At 41.9% G+C, this 17,737-nt stretch carries 20 protein-coding genes; 10 read left to right on the forward strand and 10 right to left on the reverse strand.

Annotated features, from left to right (window positions below):
- Window positions 1-51 precede the first annotated feature (51 nt).
- Both RMY64_RS06355 and RMY64_RS06360 read right to left on the reverse strand, forming a co-directional pair.
- Window positions 52-453 carry a hypothetical protein gene (locus RMY64_RS06355; RefSeq protein WP_322682972.1) on the reverse strand — a complete coding sequence of 134 codons (402 nt, stop codon included), beginning with the start codon at window positions 451-453 and terminating at the stop codon, window positions 52-54.
- A 590-nt stretch (window positions 454-1,043) separates the two neighbouring features.
- Window positions 1,044-1,370, reverse strand: a complete 327-nt coding sequence (locus RMY64_RS06360) for a glycosyltransferase (protein ID WP_322699625.1) — start codon at window positions 1,368-1,370, stop codon at window positions 1,044-1,046.
- Between the two features lie 260 nt (window positions 1,371-1,630).
- Here RMY64_RS06360 and RMY64_RS06365 point away from each other — a divergent pair, with 260 nt between their 5' ends.
- The 5 genes from RMY64_RS06365 (at window position 1,631) to RMY64_RS06385 (ending at window position 5,053) form a co-directional block, all read left to right on the forward strand.
- On the forward strand, window positions 1,631-1,951 hold the full coding sequence (locus RMY64_RS06365) for a 2Fe-2S iron-sulfur cluster-binding protein (RefSeq protein WP_322670901.1): 321 nt from the start codon (window positions 1,631-1,633) through the stop codon (window positions 1,949-1,951).
- A gap of 147 nt (window positions 1,952-2,098) precedes the next feature.
- Window positions 2,099-2,278, forward strand: a complete 180-nt coding sequence (locus RMY64_RS06370) for a hypothetical protein (RefSeq protein WP_322690957.1) — start codon at window positions 2,099-2,101, stop codon at window positions 2,276-2,278.
- A 134-nt stretch (window positions 2,279-2,412) separates the two neighbouring features.
- Complete coding sequence (locus RMY64_RS06375) at window positions 2,413-3,468, forward strand: DUF3326 domain-containing protein (protein WP_322699626.1); 1,056 nt, start codon at window positions 2,413-2,415, stop codon at window positions 3,466-3,468.
- Window positions 3,469-3,610: 142 nt separating this feature from the next.
- Entirely contained in the window at window positions 3,611-4,207 is a 597-nt protein-coding gene (locus RMY64_RS06380; protein WP_322670904.1) for a CPBP family intramembrane glutamic endopeptidase, read from the forward strand.
- Window positions 4,208-4,432: 225 nt separating this feature from the next.
- Window positions 4,433-5,053, forward strand: a complete 621-nt coding sequence (locus RMY64_RS06385; RefSeq protein WP_322670905.1) for a CP12 domain-containing protein — start codon at window positions 4,433-4,435, stop codon at window positions 5,051-5,053.
- Between the two features lie 265 nt (window positions 5,054-5,318).
- On the opposite strand, the gene RMY64_RS06390 is transcribed toward RMY64_RS06385, so the two are convergent.
- The 6 genes from RMY64_RS06390 to RMY64_RS06415 all read right to left on the reverse strand — a co-directional run bounded on the left by RMY64_RS06390 (window position 5,319) and on the right by RMY64_RS06415 (window position 10,342).
- The gene (locus tag RMY64_RS06390; RefSeq protein ID WP_322670906.1) at window positions 5,319-6,434 is read right to left on the reverse strand and encodes an LptF/LptG family permease; all 1,116 of its coding nucleotides are present in this window, start codon (window positions 6,432-6,434) and stop codon (window positions 5,319-5,321) included.
- Window positions 6,435-6,661: 227 nt separating this feature from the next.
- Complete coding sequence (gene lptB, locus RMY64_RS06395) at window positions 6,662-7,390, reverse strand: LPS export ABC transporter ATP-binding protein (protein ID WP_322670907.1); 729 nt, start codon at window positions 7,388-7,390, stop codon at window positions 6,662-6,664.
- Between the two features lie 30 nt (window positions 7,391-7,420).
- The gene (locus RMY64_RS06400) at window positions 7,421-7,918 is read right to left on the reverse strand and encodes an LptA/OstA family protein (protein ID WP_322699627.1); all 498 of its coding nucleotides are present in this window, start codon (window positions 7,916-7,918) and stop codon (window positions 7,421-7,423) included.
- A 302-nt stretch (window positions 7,919-8,220) separates the two neighbouring features.
- Window positions 8,221-8,613, reverse strand: coding sequence for a DUF309 domain-containing protein (locus RMY64_RS06405; protein ID WP_322670909.1), 393 nt, complete (start codon window positions 8,611-8,613; stop codon window positions 8,221-8,223).
- On the reverse strand, window positions 8,610-8,975 hold the full coding sequence (locus RMY64_RS06410; RefSeq protein WP_292854015.1) for a ferredoxin thioredoxin reductase catalytic beta subunit: 366 nt from the start codon (window positions 8,973-8,975) through the stop codon (window positions 8,610-8,612). The genes RMY64_RS06405 and RMY64_RS06410 overlap by 4 nt, the downstream gene beginning before the upstream one ends.
- A 206-nt stretch (window positions 8,976-9,181) precedes the next feature.
- On the reverse strand, window positions 9,182-10,342 hold the full coding sequence (locus tag RMY64_RS06415; RefSeq protein WP_322699628.1) for a DUF58 domain-containing protein: 1,161 nt from the start codon (window positions 10,340-10,342) through the stop codon (window positions 9,182-9,184).
- A 169-nt stretch (window positions 10,343-10,511) separates the two neighbouring features.
- Between RMY64_RS06415 and bchM the strand changes: the two genes are divergently transcribed.
- On the forward strand, window positions 10,512-11,198 hold the full coding sequence (gene bchM, locus RMY64_RS06420) for a magnesium protoporphyrin IX methyltransferase (protein ID WP_289797917.1): 687 nt from the start codon (window positions 10,512-10,514) through the stop codon (window positions 11,196-11,198).
- 144 nt (window positions 11,199-11,342) lie between these two features.
- Window positions 11,343-11,588 (forward strand): hypothetical protein, encoded by a 246-nt coding sequence (locus tag RMY64_RS06425; RefSeq protein ID WP_322682981.1) that lies wholly within the window; start codon window positions 11,343-11,345, stop codon window positions 11,586-11,588.
- A 227-nt stretch (window positions 11,589-11,815) separates the two neighbouring features.
- Here the strand turns inward: RMY64_RS06425 and RMY64_RS06430 are convergent, their stop codons facing one another.
- Both RMY64_RS06430 and RMY64_RS06435 read right to left on the reverse strand, forming a co-directional pair.
- On the reverse strand, window positions 11,816-12,421 hold the full coding sequence (locus RMY64_RS06430) for a YdcF family protein (protein ID WP_322670912.1): 606 nt from the start codon (window positions 12,419-12,421) through the stop codon (window positions 11,816-11,818).
- Between the two features lie 166 nt (window positions 12,422-12,587).
- Window positions 12,588-14,009, reverse strand: a complete 1,422-nt coding sequence (locus tag RMY64_RS06435; RefSeq protein ID WP_322670999.1) for a WGR domain-containing protein — start codon at window positions 14,007-14,009, stop codon at window positions 12,588-12,590.
- Window positions 14,010-14,551: 542 nt separating this feature from the next.
- Here RMY64_RS06435 and RMY64_RS06440 point away from each other — a divergent pair.
- The 3 genes from RMY64_RS06440 (at window position 14,552) to RMY64_RS06450 (ending at window position 17,679) form a co-directional block, all read left to right on the forward strand.
- Complete coding sequence (locus RMY64_RS06440) at window positions 14,552-14,974, forward strand: hypothetical protein (RefSeq protein ID WP_416211803.1); 423 nt, start codon at window positions 14,552-14,554, stop codon at window positions 14,972-14,974.
- Between the two features lie 581 nt (window positions 14,975-15,555).
- Window positions 15,556-16,914 carry an APC family permease gene (locus RMY64_RS06445; RefSeq protein WP_322670913.1) on the forward strand — a complete coding sequence of 453 codons (1,359 nt, stop codon included), beginning with the start codon at window positions 15,556-15,558 and terminating at the stop codon, window positions 16,912-16,914.
- A 102-nt stretch (window positions 16,915-17,016) separates the two neighbouring features.
- Window positions 17,017-17,679, forward strand: a complete 663-nt coding sequence (locus RMY64_RS06450; protein WP_322699629.1) for a class I SAM-dependent methyltransferase — start codon at window positions 17,017-17,019, stop codon at window positions 17,677-17,679.
- Window positions 17,680-17,737: the final 58 nt, after the last annotated feature.

Consider the following 17,737-nt stretch of genomic DNA (forward strand, 5'->3'; position numbering starts at 1 on the left):
CGATCGCCTACATTTGTGATGACCCGTAGCCAAAAATGGATAAAGTCGAGCTTAGGGCGTGGCGGTTATTGCTTTTACATCTGATGTTTTATCTGTGTTAGATTTCAAGCGTGTCAATCTGCTTTTACGGATACGTTCGCTGTCTCTAACGCCGCCTGCAAGTTCATATTCATTGCTGTTTTTGCCGTACTTGCAACCAACCCACGTCAGCATTTTGTCTGAAACCTGACTTAAGGTTTTTTCCATCTCATCTAGCTTATTTCTAGAAGAGTCAATCATAGCTATAGCAGCGTTATACTCATCAAGCATATTGTGAAAATTGTCTATTAAGTGAGTCAGGTTTTGCAAGTTGTGAGTATCATCAAAATTGATTTTTGGATCGATAGCTTTCAGTCCGGCAACTCTAAACTCAGCTTTTTCTAAAATCCGGGAATTACGTTTTTTTCGAGTCATAAATTTACACTTTTAAAAGCTTTACAAAGCTATTTTGTCTCAATTAACCTGGATTTTGGTTCAGCAAAAAGCGCATTTTTCGTAGTAAAAGTTTTTATTTACGTCCGTGATTTCTCGGAATTTAATCATCAAAAGTTGATTTTCAGCAAAATAATATTATGTTAAAACCTCGTTTCTAGCCTCTGGCTGGAAATGCACTTCAATTGCGGCTCTGCCGCCAGCAAGAGAGGCGGAGCCTCAAGGATGAGCATTCCCAGTCTCCGACTGGGAACGAGGCAATCTAAAAGCTAGTTCTAGACTTGCTTTCACGTTAAGTTGACACAAATGAGCATTGCTGTGCCCCTACGAATGGTCTGTCTTCTATGTCAACTGCGATCGCTTTAACTTTAAGCCTTAATGTTGTAACCTTAAGCCTTTATGTTCTAGCTCTAAGGCTTAATATTGTAACCTTAAGGCTTAATGTTATAACCTGAAGCCTTAATGTTGTAACTTTAAGGCTTTATGTTCTAGCTCTAAGGCTTTATGCTGTAACTTTAAGAGTCAACATTGTAACATTGATGACCAAAGTTTGTTGGTGAGTGCAACCATCGCTATATAGTGTCTAATCTTATACTTTTTGCAACGGAACCACGAGAACTGGTATCAGCGCAGCAGTTTGCGGCCGCACCGATCGCATCGAACTGGTTGGTGATGAGGTCGGGCATTGGCTTAGTTGTTGTGGTGTCACTCACCGCAGTCTTGCGCGGCGCTCGCATCTCGATCCCCACTGGTGTAAACTCAAACCCAAGCCTCTTTGCCCACTCGATAAAATTCGGCGGCACACACAGATGTATCTCGTGCCCGCGATCGCGCACCTCCAACGCCAAGGCGATCGCTGGTTGCACATCTCCACGCGTACCGACCACTGAAAACAACACTCGCATATTCTCTCCAAGGCAATCTGAAAGATGTCAAATGGTTTTTATAAGGAAACGCGATCGCGCATATTTATAGTAAGCAAATTTAACTAATTTATTTATATATTGTATAGTAAATAATGTTACTAATTTATAACTTATTCAGAATTAGTTGCTATAATTGCTTCTCTTTTACCTAAAATTTTATAGTAACATCTGGATATTTTTAACTAATTCAGATAAACTAATAAATTTGTCCGTAGCATGACCTTCTTTTGTATATGCCCAAAACTTACACTGTAGAAATTGATCACCAAGGCAAAATTCATACCTTGCAAGTTCCTGAAAATGAAACGATCTTATCAGTTGCCGATGCTGCTGGTTTGGAACTGCCGAGTTCTTGCAATGCAGGTGTCTGCACAACTTGCGCCGGTCAAATAAGCGAAGGAACTGTGGATCAAACTGATGGTATGGGCGTTAGTCCAGATTTGCAAAAGCAAGGTTACGTATTGCTTTGTGTTGCCAAACCCCTTTCTGATTTGAAAATTCAGACGGAAAAGGAAGACATAGTTTATCAATTACAATTTGGCAAAGGCAAATAATCAGCGAACAGTTATCAGTATATCGGATGATTTTTCATAACTGAATAACTGTTTGCGGAGATTACCAAACCTGATAAATTACGCAAGTATTTAATTGCAGATAAAATCAGCTATTCTAGAAACTAGAAATTAACAGGAATTACCAAAATGACGACTCATTTTATTACCGCAGAAATTGATTTACAAGAAACTCCCGCAGAGTTACTAGAAGTAATTGAAACAGAGTTAAAGAGACAAGGCGAACCTCTGCGTTGGGCAGTTACTTCTGTGGACGTTGACGAACAAAAAGCTACAGTTGAAGCCGTTGTTACGACAGTTGAGAGTTAGGAGTTAGGAGTTGGGAGTTGAGACGCGATTAACCCAAGTCTTTCCAAGAGTTAGGAGTTCGGAGTTAGGATTTGATGGCTTTTGATTTATAAACTCATTACTCATCACTCATCACTCATCACTCATCACTCAATATGTACACCGCTATCTTAATTGTACCAACTGGCGTTGGGGCTGCCATTGGGGGTTATGCAGGAGATGCTTTGCCTGTTGCCAGAGTTATAGCACAGGTTTGCGATCGCCTAATTACTCACCCCAATGTCCTGAATGGCGCAAGTTTGTATTGGAATCTCCCCAATGCTTTTTATGTTGAAGGTTACGGACTTGACAAATTCGCCTCTGGATGCTGGGGGTTGCGTCCAGTCCGCAGCAACAAAGTAGGTTTGCTTTTAGACCAAGGCATTGAGCCAGAGTTACGACTACGACATATACAAGCCGCCGATGCAGTCAGAGCAACTCTGGGATTAACCTTAACAGATTATGTAATTACGGATGCGCCATTAAATGTAGAATTACGGACTACAGCATCGGGGGCTAGTTGGGGAACAATTGGCAACCCAGATAGCTTGTTACGAGCAGCCGAGATATTAATAAAAAAAGCGGGGGCAGAAGCGATCGCAGTTGTCGCCCGTTTCCCGGATGATATGGACTCAGAAGCAGTACAGAAATATCGTCAAGGTGAAGGGGTAGATTCTTTAGCGGGTGCAGAAGCCGTAATTAGCCATTTGCTAGTGCGAACCTTTCAAATTCCTTGCGCCCATTCACCCGCCCTTTTAAGCGAACCTCCGCAACCAGATTTATCTCCCCGTTCCGCCGCCGAAGAATTAGGTTATACCTTTTTGCCCTGCGTGCTTGTAGGATTAAGTCGTGCCCCACAATTTATAATAGAGAGAGCGATCGCATCACAGCAACGAGATATTTGGGCAGATGAAGTGGATGCTGCGATCGCACCTGCAACTGCCTGTGGTAGCAGTGCCTTACTGAGCTTAAGCCAAAAACGATGCCAAATAATTACAGTAGAAGAAAATAAAACTCTAATAAAAGTTCCTCCGCAACCGTTGGGGATCAAATCTATACAGGTAAACTCATATTTAGAAGCAGTAGGTGTATTGGTAGCACATAAAGCAGGCATCAATCCCTCCGCTCTCCGTCCCAAATTATTACCTTTGCAGTCAGTAATTAAAAGTTAGGAGTTAGGAGTTAGGAGTTAGGAGTTAGGAGTTTGGAGTTTGGAGTTATGCCCAATGCCCAATGCCCAATGCCCAATGCCCAATTCCCAATACCCAATACCCAATGCCCAATGCCCAATGCCCCCTCTCTCTTTAAAAACCTGTGATTGAACAACAAAAGCAAGAGCCAGAAATTCCATACCTAACGCGTATCCAAGTACTTGGGGCGATGGGAGCGACTGCAATCATTTTGTTGATAGTCGCTAAACTTTCGTTATACTTTGGCAACTTTTCGCTATTTTCTTGGGACTTGAATCCAAGAGAAGCGCTATTAGGTGTAGGGTTGGGGTTTGTACTCACCGCGTTAAGTGGCTTAACTTACCGTCTATGGACTGCCTATCGTAAGAGTGCAGATTATTACCTAGAAATCGTACTGAAGCCTTTAGCTTTACCAGATTTAATTTGGCTGGGGTTGCTACCCGGATTGAGTGAAGAATTGTTATTTAGAGGTGTGATACTACCAGCTTTAGGCTCCGATCTGACAGCTGTAATTGTATCCAGTCTTTGCTTTGGCATCTTGCATTTTAGCGGTTCCCAACAATGGCCTTATGTAATTTGGGCAACAATTGTCGGGATGATATTGGCATATAGCGCTCTGCTCACGGGCAACTTGTTAGTGCCGATTGTTGCTCATATTATTACCAATTTGATTTCTAGCTATTTCTGGAAAATACGGCAATTTTCGGCAATTAAAAAATAAATATTTGTTGATCCGCAGAATGTTATCACAATTCATGCTTGGTTTTTGGGCATTGGTTACATTGGATAACATCATAAGTTGACAACTGGTCTAATTTATTGTTGTAGCTGGGCAAAAGTTCCACTTTTTTTACTTTCTAGTTAGAGCAAACTTTGCGCTGCAACGCTTCGATACGTCCATGAGGGCGCAGTGCTGCACCGGACTATTAACCAGGAGACTACAACAATGATGAAAGCTGAAGATATCATGACCAAAGACGTAGTTACCATTCGCGGTTCGGCAACTGTTGCTGAAGCGGTGGGGCTGATGAAGGATAAAGGATTGCGGGCGCTGGTTGTGGATCGTCGCTATGACAATGATGCTTATGGTATTGTCACAGAAACAGATATTGTTTATAAAATAACAGCCTACGGGAAAGATCCAAAGCAAGTGCGGGTTTATGAAATTATGAGCAAGCCCTGCATCGTGGTCAATCCTGATTTGGGTGTGGAATATGTAGCGCGGTTATTTGCTAATACTGGTATTCATCGCGCACCTGTGATTCAAGGCAAGCTGTTGGGGATCATCTCGATTACCGACATTTTGACTAAAAGCGACTTTGTGGAAGCGCCAAAAGCGCTACTGCTGGAGGAGAGAATTCAAAAAGCAATTGAGCAAGCTCGTGCTATTTGCACCGAACAAAGTGCTTATTCTAAAGCCTGTGCAGCTGCCTGGGATGAGGTAGAAGAACTTCAGGCAGAAGCAGCTCATCAAAAAGCTGAGGGTATGATATCAGCGAAAGTTTCTTTTGAAGAATACTGCAAGGAAAACCCCAATGCACCAGAATGTCGAAATTATCACCCGTAATTGAAGTGTGGGGATGAAGGAGAATAATAGACATCTGGTGAAAAAGGAATATAGAAATGTAGCACTGCTATGTTTCTACAAGGGTTATGGATAACGCATATTTAATTTCACCAGATGTTTAATAATTGTTTGTCTACTTCCGCATCCTCCTCAATTCATACCAATTTAAAAAAAAATGCGACAGATACATACGAACATACCTTTGTTCTGTTTAGCTTTCCTAATTTTGAATTTTGAATTTTGAATTTTGAATTTTGAATTGGTATTACCTTCTCGCAACTCGCATCAATAAGAATAAACCTATTCCCAAAAAAAGAAAGTTGGGCAACCAAGCCCCCATAAACGGAGAAAGGACACCTGCTTGTGCCATCGCCCCACTAACAAAGAATATTAAGTAGTACGAAAATATAACTATGACACTAATCCCAAAGCTGGTACCTCTCCCCGTTCGCTGGGGTATGCTTCCCATCGCTGCACCTACCAAGCCAAAAACCACGCATACAAAGGGCAAAGAGATTTTTTGTTGAATCCGCACTTCAAGTTTACGAATTTTTTGGCGATCGCCACCAAGATTTTCCACTTCTAGTTGCTGTAGTGCTTCGGCAATATTCATTTCACCATAATCGCGGCTTTTTTCTGCCAGACTTAATGGCGTGCGCGGTAGTTGCAGTTGTTGCTGTTCAAATCTGACGATGTTACGATAAGAGCGATCGGCTGCGACAAAATAGATCGTGCCGTTGTAAAAATCCCAAACATTTTGAGAAGGATTCCACTGAGCCGATTCTGATACCACAATTTGATTCAGATTTTTGGTTGAGCGATCTATAATTGTCAACCCTTTCATTCGCTTACCATCAAATTGGTCGGCGTAAAATAAGCGTGTCAATATCCGATTTTTAGAGCCATCTGGCTGGACAACATCCTGGTATTCAGGATAGAAAATATTTTGTTGTTTAAAAGTGGGCTTGTCTGATTTAAGCGCTTTATCCAGAGTCATCGCCGCTTGATAATTTGCTGCTGGTGCAATTTCTTCGTTAAACACAAATGTCATTCCTGTGACTACAAGACTTAACATCACAGCAGTTAGCACCATGCGATAGACACTGACACCACAACCACGCAAGGCAATTAGTTCGCTCTCGCTAGAAAGACGACTGTAAGTCATCAAAGTAGCCAGCAGCGTAGACATGGGGAAGGCTAAAACGATAAAGTTGGGAAATTTTAACAAAAAAACTTGAATAGCAATGTCTATAGGTAGCCCAGATTCTACAATTTTTCTGACGAGATCGAATACAGCATCAATAGTGACGCCAATTGATGAAAAAGCTCCGACACCAAAGAAAAACGGCGCTAACAATTCGCTGGCAAGATAGCGATCCATGATCGTAAAAGGCAGCAGCGAATAGAGACTATTAAAATACGTGAGCTTCTTTGATATCATAAGCAATTTTAAAATTTAGATATTGGCAACCCTGGCAAAGCAAAACATCTCTAGTGTATTTAAGATCAAAATTAAATACTTAATGGCTAAAAATAAACTAATAAATTCATGCTGAAAAATCAAAAATCAAAATATCCTGGGAGATTATTAACTAAATAATTGTTAATTTAGACTTGAAAATTATCCCCCAAATAATATTGCCGCACGAGGGGATTGCTGTAGAGTTCGTCAGCAGCGCCAAAAGCAAGAATTTGTCCCTCACGCATGATATAGGCGCGATCGGTGATCGCGAGGGTTTCACGGACATTATGATCTGTAATTAAGATACCCATGCCGCGATCGCGCAGTTGTGCTACGATTTGCTGAATTTCTGAGACTGCGATCGGATCGACTCCGGCAAATGGTTCATCCAAAAGTAAAAATTTTGGCCCTTCTTGTCCAGCAGCTAAAGACCTTGCTAATTCCGTCCGCCGTCGCTCACCACCAGAAAGTTGAATTCCTTTACTCCTAGCTAATTTTTCCAACCGAAACTCCCGCAGTAAAGTTCTGAGTCGCCTTGCCCATTCCCATCGTGGCACATGAGTTTGTTCTAGCACTAACAGAATATTATCCTCTACCGAGAGTTGGCGAAAAACACTGGCTTCTTGTGCTAGATAACCAATACCCAGTCGTGCCCTTTGATGCATTGGCATTCCCGTCACGTCTACATTACCCAGCCAAACTTTTCCTTGATTGGGTTTTTCTAAACCTGTGGCAATGTAAAAAGTCGTCGTTTTACCAGCCCCATTGGGGCCTAGTAAACCAACGATTTCACCCTGAGCAACAGAAAGATTGACACGATTGACAATTACTCGCTTGCCGTAAGATTTGTGAATATTCTCTAAAACAATTTTCACGCTGGAAGCACCCTTTCTTGGTGGTAAATGCTAATTAGAAGGCTTCAAAGGTGGTGTTTTTGGGGCAGGTGTCGCAGTTTGTCCATTATTATCTGATTCCTGCACCATGTAGATAGACTCTACCTGACGGTTGGATTGGGGTAAAGCAACAAATCGCCCTTCATCAATTAAATAGGTTACTTTCTCTGCTCGGATACTGTTACCGCCCTGTTGCAAAATATAGACATTGCCACTGAAATCAATTCGACGTTCTTTACTAAAATACTGTGCTTGGGCAGATGTTGCCTGAAGTTGGCGAGCCGGATACAACATTTGCACATTACCGCGAGCGGTGATTACTTGATTTTTCGCGTCATATTCTTGCACATCAGCGCGGATAGTCAGGGGGCGATTTGCCTGAGATGTTTGTGCAGTAGCGGTTTGCACTTGGATAGGGAAGGCAAAAGCGCCCAAAAGTGTAGCTGGCAGCATTAAAGCTAATCCAAAGCGACGTATCTGGGATAAGGGCAATTGATAGCAGGGCATCATAGCAATTGGGGATTTAGGATTTCAGCTTGCATTCTAATTATCTCAAGTACTTTATCCAGATTATGAAATATACAATCTGGAGTGATTTCTGATAACTACTGGCTGAAATAGTGACGCTACCCCCAACCTCAAGGTTTCAGGTAATTGACATCTGAATGAAAATGACGTAGACACAATACTCTTTTTTTAACAAAGACGCTATGCGTAGCTTGCTTCCACGTAGTAGTACGGGAAGCCCTCGGCTAGATGAATTTTGCCTACCAAGGATTTCGGGTAACACATAATTAATTTCACTCCTATGTCTAATCAGTCGTTAGCACGATTTTAGGCAAAGATAAGACTTGATTTTCGCCCAGATTGCCAGCAGCAATCAAGTCTGGCCCTATTTGCTGTAATGTCGTCAACAACACTGCGCTCTCGCTCAATAGCTCATCTACGTCAATGCCGCTGTAACTAGATGGGTAACGGCGTAGGCGATTGCTGCCTTCTCCCAATAGAATTACAGCACCTCGCCAGTTCCGATTTTCCAAATGATACAGTGCCACAGCAATTTGGAGAATTCCTTGATAAAAGCTTTTTTCCGGTTCGCCAGCTTCAATCCACAAAGCCTCTAAAGTGTCATGACAAGCGTAGAACTGTCCAGAATTGAACTGTTCTACGCCTTGCCAAAACTCTTGGGGGATGATTTCGCTCATCCCATGCTGTCTCGTACTTCTTTGATTGTTTCCAGAGAGATTTCTTGTTTATCTCCAGCAAACTCATTGTCAGAGGTGAGGAACAACATGCAATGGCACTCTTTGCGTTCTCTCATTGGCACACAAGGACAGTTCCAATATGTGGCGTGAATCTCAGCTTCTTTATCTTCGTAATGGCGACAAGGACATAAAGGCGCACCCAGGTCGTCTTTATGTTTGGCTAATCCTTCAATCACAACTGCGGTGACAGAAGGTTCAGAACAGAAGTATGTTCCAGTACGCTTGGCGTATTGTTCGGAAAAATGCCGCATTGCCTCTAGGCTTTTATCGCTGGATTTTGTGTTATGTTCTGATGCGATCATGTCGTTCATAATTTAAATATTTCTTTGCATTGTACCTCAGCCTCATGTGGGGATTACTGGGTGTATTTCCCCAACCTTTTCCCCTCAAATTGTTTTACATTTGCTCAAAGGCTGATATATCCGGTGTCCTGGGATCGGAGAAAATCTTAGAAATCGCAGAAGTTGAACTTGTCAGCGGTCTTTGAAATTATAAAATTTGAATTGATTTATGAATGTAATGTTTTTTGTAGCTGGGGTTGCAGTGGGCGATCGCTTTGCAAAACTATACCAGGGTGTTCCCAATTAATTACCTCTCGTTCTGCTGGTGAGGAAATATTTGGCCATAAAACCCAGCGACTACCTTGAGGAAGAGTAGCAAGGCTCAGGGGGTTTTGAGTCAGCCAAATCAAAGGATAGCTTTTAGGAATTATTGAACTGGTATCTTCTAAGGCTGCGGTTGCTGCTAAGGTTTCTAGAACAAAGCGATCGCCTTTGATTAAATTTGTTGATGCTGTCCACAGTTGCACCTGTAATTCTTGTTGCTGTGCATAAAAGTACAAAGATGCTGCGGCAATTACTGCTTGTTCAAAGTTTTCTTCTTCCCAATTGCTAGCACTGTCAAGGGCAATCACTATTTCTTGTCCACCTGTTACCATTTCTAACTCCCGCACCCTTAATTCGCCATAACGGGCACTAGTCCGCCAGTGAATCAAGCGAGTAGGATCTCCTAGACGGTAGGGACGGAGCGATCGCACCAGCCCCGTTGTCGCTGTTTGCAAGGGTTTACCACGAGGATCGCCCCTTTTGCTCTCTTCTTGTCCCATTTCATCTACTAGGGGGCAGCTAGCCAAGGGTAACACTGTGGGATAAACGATCGCTGTGGCAGCACAATCACGCTGACGGCGACACCAAAACAAACCCAAAGGCGCACCAGAACCAAGTTCGACTGTGTGCCAGCGATAAACACCCCGACGCACAGTCGGGTGGTAATATACCCAACGGTAACTACCTTGGCTAGGAATTGTTTCGATTGCTTTTTGTACTGGTTTCCCTAAGACGAAGGGGAGTATATCTTCAACTTGCAATAAACTTACAGGCTGCTGTGTCTGATTGCAGATTTCTAATTCCACCGTCAACTCGTCGCCTGCTGACACAGGTTGTATGGGACGGCGAGTGATGGATAGACCTGTGAGCGATCGCGGCGGTAAGATGGCTGCTACACCCAAAAGGGCAAAACTAATGCCGCTAATGGCGTAAAGCCAACCAGCCATCGTATTGATACCTGCGCCAAAAAAACAAATAGCGGTTAATCCTAGCACCCAACCGCCGTATGCAGGGGCACTGGCGCGGGTTTCTAACCAATTGGTGATGGGTTTGATGATTTTCATGTTTCTTTTTTAACCCAACACCACCCTAAATTCACAGGGTCTTAGGGTATGTCAAAAAAACCATAATAGTAATATTTATGAAGCCATCTAGAAAAATCTGGAAGACCGCTCTTATGGGTTCCTATCAATGATAATTTTAAGCATTGGGAACCCCTAAAAATCGAAGTTTATGAACGCAGCCGATGACAAAACGATTGTTCGCGAATATTTCAATTCCACAGGGTTTGACCGTTGGAAGCGAATCTACGGCGATGGCGAAGTCAACAAAGTCCAATTAGACATCCGCAATGGACACCAGCAAACTGTGGATACAGTTCTCGGTTGGCTGAAGGCTGATAACAATTTACCAGAGCTATCAATCTGTGATGCTGGGTGTGGTGTCGGTAGTCTCAGCATTCCCCTGGCAGTCGATGGTGCCAAAGTCTATGCCACCGATATTTCGGAAAAAATGGTAGAAGAAGGCAGAGATAGAGCAAAACAAACTTTGGGAAATACCGAAAATCCGACTTTTGCGGTGCAGGATTTAGAATCGTTGAGTGGTAGCTACCATACCGTTATTTGCCTAGATGTTCTCATCCATTACCCTCAAGAAAAAGCCGATGAGATGATATCTCACCTCTGTTCTTTGGCACAGTCGCGGATAATTCTCAGTTTTGCGCCGAAGACCTGCGCCCTGAGTATACTCAAGAAAATTGGCAGTTTCTTTCCTGGGCCAAGTAAAGCCACTCGTGCTTATTTACATCGTGAGGCTGATGTGGTGAAAATCTTAGAAAGCAATGGCTTTTCTTTGCAACGACGGGCAATGACAAAGACTCGCTTCTATTTTTCTCGCCTACTGGAAGCTACACGCAATTAAGGTTAAAATCGCAGCAAAGGTATAATAAACCTCTTGCTGCGATTTGACAATCTCAAACATGAGATATGGTAAATATTACCGTTGACATCAAGCTTTGTTTTTCTCAATATTGGTATTCTGGCAAATCGAAAGGGGAATAATAAAGTGATTAAATATGCTGAACGTTGTATTTTTTCCGAAGAAGAATATCTAGAGGCATTCCATTCAATTTATGAGGGATTAACTCCAGGGCATAAAGCTATCTTGGATAAGTTATATCAGCATTGTTACTTTATGAAAGATAATCGCAGATTACGTACTTGGGAGTTATCTGAAGCTGCTGAATATAATGGTGATTCTCCTGGACAAATTGGTCATTTAGGTGCAGTTTTTGCAAATTTTTTGGAGTAAAAGATGATGAATTTGGTCAACCAGCACTTGCAATAGTTAATTGGTTTGCAGATGAAACGAATGGGTATTGGTACATTGAGCTAATTCCTGAAGCAGCTAGAGCATTTAAGCATTTTCGCCTCGAAACTATCTAATTACAAAGGTTGATAATGTTAGTTAATTTATACAGGAAAAGGTTACAGCTTTATTTTCTAATATTGGGCATTTTTAGTTGCAGTCCGCTACGGCTATATTTTAAACACTAAGTAGACAAAGTAAAAATAAGTTTCTCGGCTCAAAAACTCCATCTGACTGCGAAAACTGCGATAGCGGGTAGTAGGTGTGGGAGACGAATGTGCATCCATTCCTAAGCCTCGTGCCATCAATACGGCTCGCTTCATATGCAATGGATCGCTGACAATAAGAAACTTGGTTAATTGGTGAGCATTCGCTACTTCCAAAGCATTTTTGAGGTTCTGGTGAGTTGTGCGAGATTGAGTCTCAATGAGAATATCAGCAGCTTTTACCTGGTGTGCGATCGCATAATTTTTCCCAACTATAGCTTCAGCTGGTTCATTACTCTCCCCAACTCCGCCAGTAAAAATGATTGTCTTAACAAATCCATTTTTATATAAGTTAATGGCGTGGTTAATTCGCTCTCTGAAAACAGGAGATGGTTCTTCTTTCCAAACTGCCGCTCCTAAAACAATTGCTGCATCTGCCTTGATATTATTATTACTCCTGCCATATAAATAAATACTTGAGGCAGAAGAAGCGATCGCCAGCGACAAGGCAGATATCAAAGCCACTGTCATCAAAATTAACCATTTTTTGGGAATTTTGTAATTGAGCATGGGGCGTTGTGCTATTTTTCATTCTTAGTTTCAATTTGCTCAAGGGCGATCGCAGTCTTTACGGTTTAACCTGGGATTGAATGCTTTAGTGTCGGCGCTTTTCGAGAGATGTTGCGATCGTCTCAAATACCGAGCGTTGTAAGGCTGAAGCTCAGGCTCTATCTAGTTAAACCAATTTTTGAATATCACCATAGGCACGGTAAAATCCGCCACTGGCTGATTCACGTATTTCTTGAACAAGGTAACGCGCACCTTCAATACGAATATCCTTGGGAAACTGAACTTTCCAGTTGTGGTTGTAACCATCAGAAACAACACGAACTCTCAATTTACTTCCTTCTCGAAAGCATTCAACAATAACCCCAGAGCTTGTATTTGTAGTAGTTTCTAGAACAGATGAGGGTGCAACTCCTTCACCTAATGGTGCTTTAATTACTACAGCTTCGGGAACTGTGCCTGTTTGAGCAGAGCCAATCGCAGTTTCACTAGCATCAATGCAAGCCAAATAACCATCTGTTGTCACAATATAAATATGGTTGTTGAAAAACTGCATAGATAAAGCCGAGCCACACCCTGTAGAAAGCTTCCAAAGACGCTTTCCTAGCTCATCAAAGCAGTAAATGGAAGAACTATTATCTCCAGCAAACACATACTTGCCGTTAAGTGCGGTAGCGCAAGAGTAAACTGAGGCATCACATTTGAAAACGGAGCCAACTTCCCCATTTTTATTAAAGCAATAAACTTTATGGTCGCTTGTTCCGGCATAGACTGTTGATGCCTCTTGCCAGCCAAATAATACGTTGCCTTGAGTTTTTTGATGCCATAACATCCGACCTTCAAGGCGATCGTACATAGTCACGCCTTTGCTGTGACCGTGATAAATCCCAGATTGGTCACAACGTACCATCCAGCCGGAATCGCCTTGACTCAGACGAGTCCACTGTGATTCATCATCATGATCGATTGTTGTTACGCCACCATTGGCATCAGAGACGGCTAACAATCCATCTTTGATATCTAACCAAAAAATATCAACATTTTCATCAATTTTATAGCTCAGACGCGGTAGCTTGCCGGTCAGGTCGTAAACATTACCATCATCGCAACCAGCATAAATCCAAATATCATCAGCAACTAAACATTTAACGCCATCAGGAAGCTTAAACCGATTGATTGCTTGACCTTGATGATTTAAAGCAAAAACTTGACCTGCTTGATTCCCAACCCAGCAACGTTTGGCATCAATGAAAATTCCAAAAGCAGCTGAAGATGAAGCAAACTTCCAAATAATCGGAGCTTGTTTTGCGGTGGAAATAGTGCTGCTGACTTGGCGGCGTGTCACAGGACGCTTCTGGCGAACACCCATAACAGCTACTTCATAACCTTTTTTGAGCTTTTCTTTAATTTTTTTACTAGCCTCTGCTTTCGCTTTCTCAGAAGTTGGATAAGCTTTTGTTTGAGTTTGCCCACAGTCGCCAATACGACCGTAACGTATAGTTAATTGGTTATCTTGAACTATCACTTCATAAAACTTGTGAGAGTTTCCACTAGCTTCGGAAAGCTCTAAATATGTCTTTTCTTCTGGGATAACTTCTCTCATAAAATCAATGCCAGTGTTTAAATATACAGATAAAATTGGGATATGCAAATTAGCTATAGAATTAGACTTTGCCCCAATCTATTGTGGGAAGTATCTTGAGTTTTTAGCACTGATCTAGATCACGAGCTAATAAACTTTTTTTAAGTTATTTATAATACTAAAAATTTAATATATTACATATACTACTTAGTTAACACTGACATAACGAGGTTTTGTCGAGCGACACCAAGTCCTATTTTTTGGACTAGAGCATAATATTTCTCAAGAAGCGAGTAAATAGATCGGGACTTATGCAACTGGTACAGAGCGATCGCTATTTTATAGTATTTAAGTACATCAGTGGTGTTACAAGGGTCAGCCAGATACAATTATTACAACCGTTTTTAACGATTATATTCTCTAGGCTATTATTTAGGTGAACAAAATACGTCATTGATGCTGATAGTCTTTGGTATCGTGATTGGTGTAACATTTTTTGAATAGAATTAAGAGATTAACTTGGTATTTTTCTAAGCCTTGGCAGTATAAATATGGAATTTTTTAACAGGATTCCTTTAATGCCTTTAATATTCCTTTTATTGGCTTACATTCTTCTGGGATGGTATCTTGCTGCTAATCATATTATTTGGTTAGTAGGAGCTTTTGTTGTTGCTATGGTTATAGCTGTAGCAAGAAAAAGTTTTTCTTGGTTAGAGCGTTTAATCGAGTTTGGCTCGAAAACTTTAGTTGTTATCTTGTTTTTAAGTATATCAATTGCTTTAGTAGCAACTTGGTCGATATTATTAAGGCTCTTTATGATACCCTTAGCCACTACGCTTTTAGCTGATTTAGAAATGCGCTTTTCTGGCTACAATAAACTAGATTCATTTTGGGTTATAACTGTCCTAGCTGTATTAGGTTTGGTAGTAGGTGAAATAATAGACATTTTACTTTTCCCCAGTAGCAGATACTAAAGAATTAGGGATTAAGAAGCCGATATATTATTTATTAATTAACAACGCACATATATGCATCCCTACTTAAGCGAAACTATGGAGCGATCGCTGTCTTGAGTACAGCAGGGCGTAAATAAAGTATCAATTTTCAATCAATGAAACGTGTACGGTATAAAAATCCGTATAGCAGTACCAGCTTTTTAATCAAACCAGCACGATTACCCCTTATGAGTCAATCATTCTTTAGATGAATATAAATCTCACTAGTGGAAGACGTTTTACCAATTCAGATTTTCTACTGTATTTGTAGAGTGCTGTTGTCTGGCAAAAGAATTTAGAGCGATGCTTACAGTGGTAAGCTACGCAGGGAAGTTAATCTAATGTTACCAGATGAATATAATTTGAAATCTGCTGTATCGCTGGTGACTGTCACATTCTCATCACATTTATTGTTAACCATAGAACTACAGGTAAAACAGTGATTTAAGGTCTTATTGAATCGTAAGTTCCCAAATCTGGAGTACATAAATGATTCCTCTGTTGAACAAAGACTGTAAAACAAAGCTAAAAGTCCCAACTCAACACTATAAGGAAATAATGTGAGTAGACGTAAAAACTACAATTTGCTCGATCAAACAATATCAACTGAACTAGCAACACCCAAACCATCCCTGACATTACCAGACGCAGTGGCTCTAATTGTCGGTATTGTCATCGGAGCGGGGATTTTTGAAACTCCGGCTCTAGTGGCCAGTCAAGCAGGTAGCGATATTGCTGTACTGCTTTTTTGGCTAATGGGTGGTGTGGTATCTCTAGTAGGAGCGTTGTGCTATGCAGAGTTGGCCACTGTCTATCCCGACGTTGGTGGTGCCTACTATTATTTGAAACGTGCATTTGGGCAAAGAGTCGCCTTTTTATTTGCTTGGGCGCGGATGACAGTGATTCAAACTGGTTCCATTGCTCTTTTGGCATTTGTTTTTGGTGATTATGTTTCTCAGATATGGCGGCTAGGCACGTTTTCGTCTTCTATATATGCAGCCATAGCGATCGCACTTTTAACTGCTTTGAACATCGTTGGTTTGCAACAGGGTAAGTGGACACAAAACTTACTGAGTGCTGCGAAAGTTCTAGGTTTGTTGCTGGTAGTCATTATTGGGCTTACCGCCATTCCTAATTCTGCCACTCCTGTAGAATCTGCATCATCGGGAACCTGGGGACTAGCGATGGTGTTTGTGTTGCTATCTTATGGCGGTTGGAATGAAGCGGCTTACATCTCCGCAGAAATTCAAGATGGACGACGTAATATTGTGCGATCGCTAATGTGGAGTATTGGGATCATCACTGTCATTTATCTGCTAATCAATCTGGCTTACCTGCGGGGACTGGGATTAGCAAATATGTCACAGTCAGAAGCAGTAGCCGCAGATTTAATGCGCTCTCTTTGGGGTGAACCGGGAGCTTTGTTTATCAGTGTGCTGATTGCGATCGCGACTTTGGGAGCAACCAACGCCACAATCTTTACTGGAGCGCGTACCAATTACGCACTGGGACAGGATTTTTCGCTATTTGGTTTTATGGGACGCTGGCAACAACGACCTAGCAGCCCTACCTATGCCTTATTCTTGCAAGCAGCGATCGCCTTAGCACTGGTTTTTTTAGGCACGCTCACCCGCAAAGGCTTTGAAACAATGGTGGATTACACTGCCCCGATATTTTGGTTTTTCTTTTTGCTTTCCGGCGTATCACTGCTGGTATTGCGCACACGCGAACCCCACATAGTTCGCCCTTTCCGTGTGCCATTTTATCCTTTCACTCCATTACTATTTTGCGCCGTCTGCACTTACTTGCTGTACTCCAGCTTGGTTTATACAGGTGTGGGAGCGATCGCAGGTGTTTTAGTCGTGGCAGCAGGTATTCCTCTGTTGTTCTGGAATAACTACCGTCAACGTAGGACGTGAGACGAGTGAGCAGAGGAGCAGAGGAGCAGAGGAGAATAATTAATACCAATGCCCAATGCCCAATGCCCAATGCCCAATAACTATTGACAAAGGAGAAAATTCATGGAGTTCAAAAAAATTCTGTTTTTACTGGTTACAAGCGTTAGTATTACCAGTTTAGGAATTGCTGGGTGTACACCGCAACAACAAGATTTGGAAGCCGGAACACAACAGCCTTCTACTTTAACAGGTCAGACCGAAACCGAAACACCAGCGGCGACAACTCCCACAACTCAAGTCCAAGAACGTCCTGGAGATGTTCCTTATGTACCTACACCACAGCCAGTGGTAGATGCAATGTTACAAGTGGCAAAAGTGGGTAAAAATGATGTGCTTTACGATCTTGGTAGTGGTGATGGAAGAATTGTCAATACTGCGGCACAAAAATTTGGTACGCGCGGCATTGGTATAGATATTGACCCCGATCGCATCAAAGAAGCTAATGCTAATGCCCAAAAGGCAGGAGTAAGCGATCGCGTCAAGTTTGTCCAACAAGATTTGTTCAACACTGATTTGAGTCAAGCAACAGTAGTTACACTTTATTTACTGCCAGAGATCAATGCCAAACTTCGTCCCAAGCTGTTGAAAGAACTTAAACCTGGGACTCGCATTGTTTCCCACGCCTTCGATATGGGCGATTGGAAACCACAGCAGACTCTCAATGTAGAGGGTAAAACTGTTTACTATTGGGTAGTCCCTGAACAAGTGCCAGCGAATTTGCGATAGAGATTAATAGCAATTTGTAATTAAAAGGTGTCAGATTCAAGTTAATACCAATTTGAAA

Origin of the sequence: Nostoc sp. DedQUE08 (assembly GCF_034530895.1) — a bacterium.
Taxonomy (GTDB): domain Bacteria; phylum Cyanobacteriota; class Cyanobacteriia; order Cyanobacteriales; family Nostocaceae; genus Nostoc.

Bases quoted from the DNA above. Each gene is read 5' to 3' on its own strand.
- RMY64_RS06410 (WP_292854015.1), bottom strand. From the start codon at position 8,975: ATGATCGCATCAGAACATAACACAAAATCCAGCGATAAAAGCCTAGAG.
- RMY64_RS06365 (WP_322670901.1), top strand. From the start codon at position 1,631: ATGCCCAAAACTTACACTGTAGAAATTGATCACCAAGGCAAAATTCAT.
- RMY64_RS06390 (WP_322670906.1), bottom strand. From the start codon at position 6,434: ATGGATCGCTATCTTGCCAGCGAATTGTTAGCGCCGTTTTTCTTTGGT.
- bchM (WP_289797917.1), top strand. From the start codon at position 10,512: ATGAACGCAGCCGATGACAAAACGATTGTTCGCGAATATTTCAATTCC.
- RMY64_RS06450 (WP_322699629.1), top strand. From the start codon at position 17,017: ATGGAGTTCAAAAAAATTCTGTTTTTACTGGTTACAAGCGTTAGTATT.
- RMY64_RS06430 (WP_322670912.1), bottom strand. From the start codon at position 12,421: ATGCTCAATTACAAAATTCCCAAAAAATGGTTAATTTTGATGACAGTG.
- RMY64_RS06405 (WP_322670909.1), bottom strand. From the start codon at position 8,613: ATGAGCGAAATCATCCCCCAAGAGTTTTGGCAAGGCGTAGAACAGTTC.
- RMY64_RS06385 (WP_322670905.1), top strand. From the start codon at position 4,433: ATGATGAAAGCTGAAGATATCATGACCAAAGACGTAGTTACCATTCGC.
- RMY64_RS06415 (WP_322699628.1), bottom strand. From the start codon at position 10,342: ATGAAAATCATCAAACCCATCACCAATTGGTTAGAAACCCGCGCCAGT.
- RMY64_RS06440 (WP_416211803.1), top strand. From the start codon at position 14,552: ATGGAATTTTTTAACAGGATTCCTTTAATGCCTTTAATATTCCTTTTA.
- RMY64_RS06400 (WP_322699627.1), bottom strand. From the start codon at position 7,918: ATGATGCCCTGCTATCAATTGCCCTTATCCCAGATACGTCGCTTTGGA.
- RMY64_RS06375 (WP_322699626.1), top strand. From the start codon at position 2,413: ATGTACACCGCTATCTTAATTGTACCAACTGGCGTTGGGGCTGCCATT.
- RMY64_RS06370 (WP_322690957.1), top strand. From the start codon at position 2,099: ATGACGACTCATTTTATTACCGCAGAAATTGATTTACAAGAAACTCCC.
- RMY64_RS06355 (WP_322682972.1), bottom strand. From the start codon at position 453: ATGACTCGAAAAAAACGTAATTCCCGGATTTTAGAAAAAGCTGAGTTT.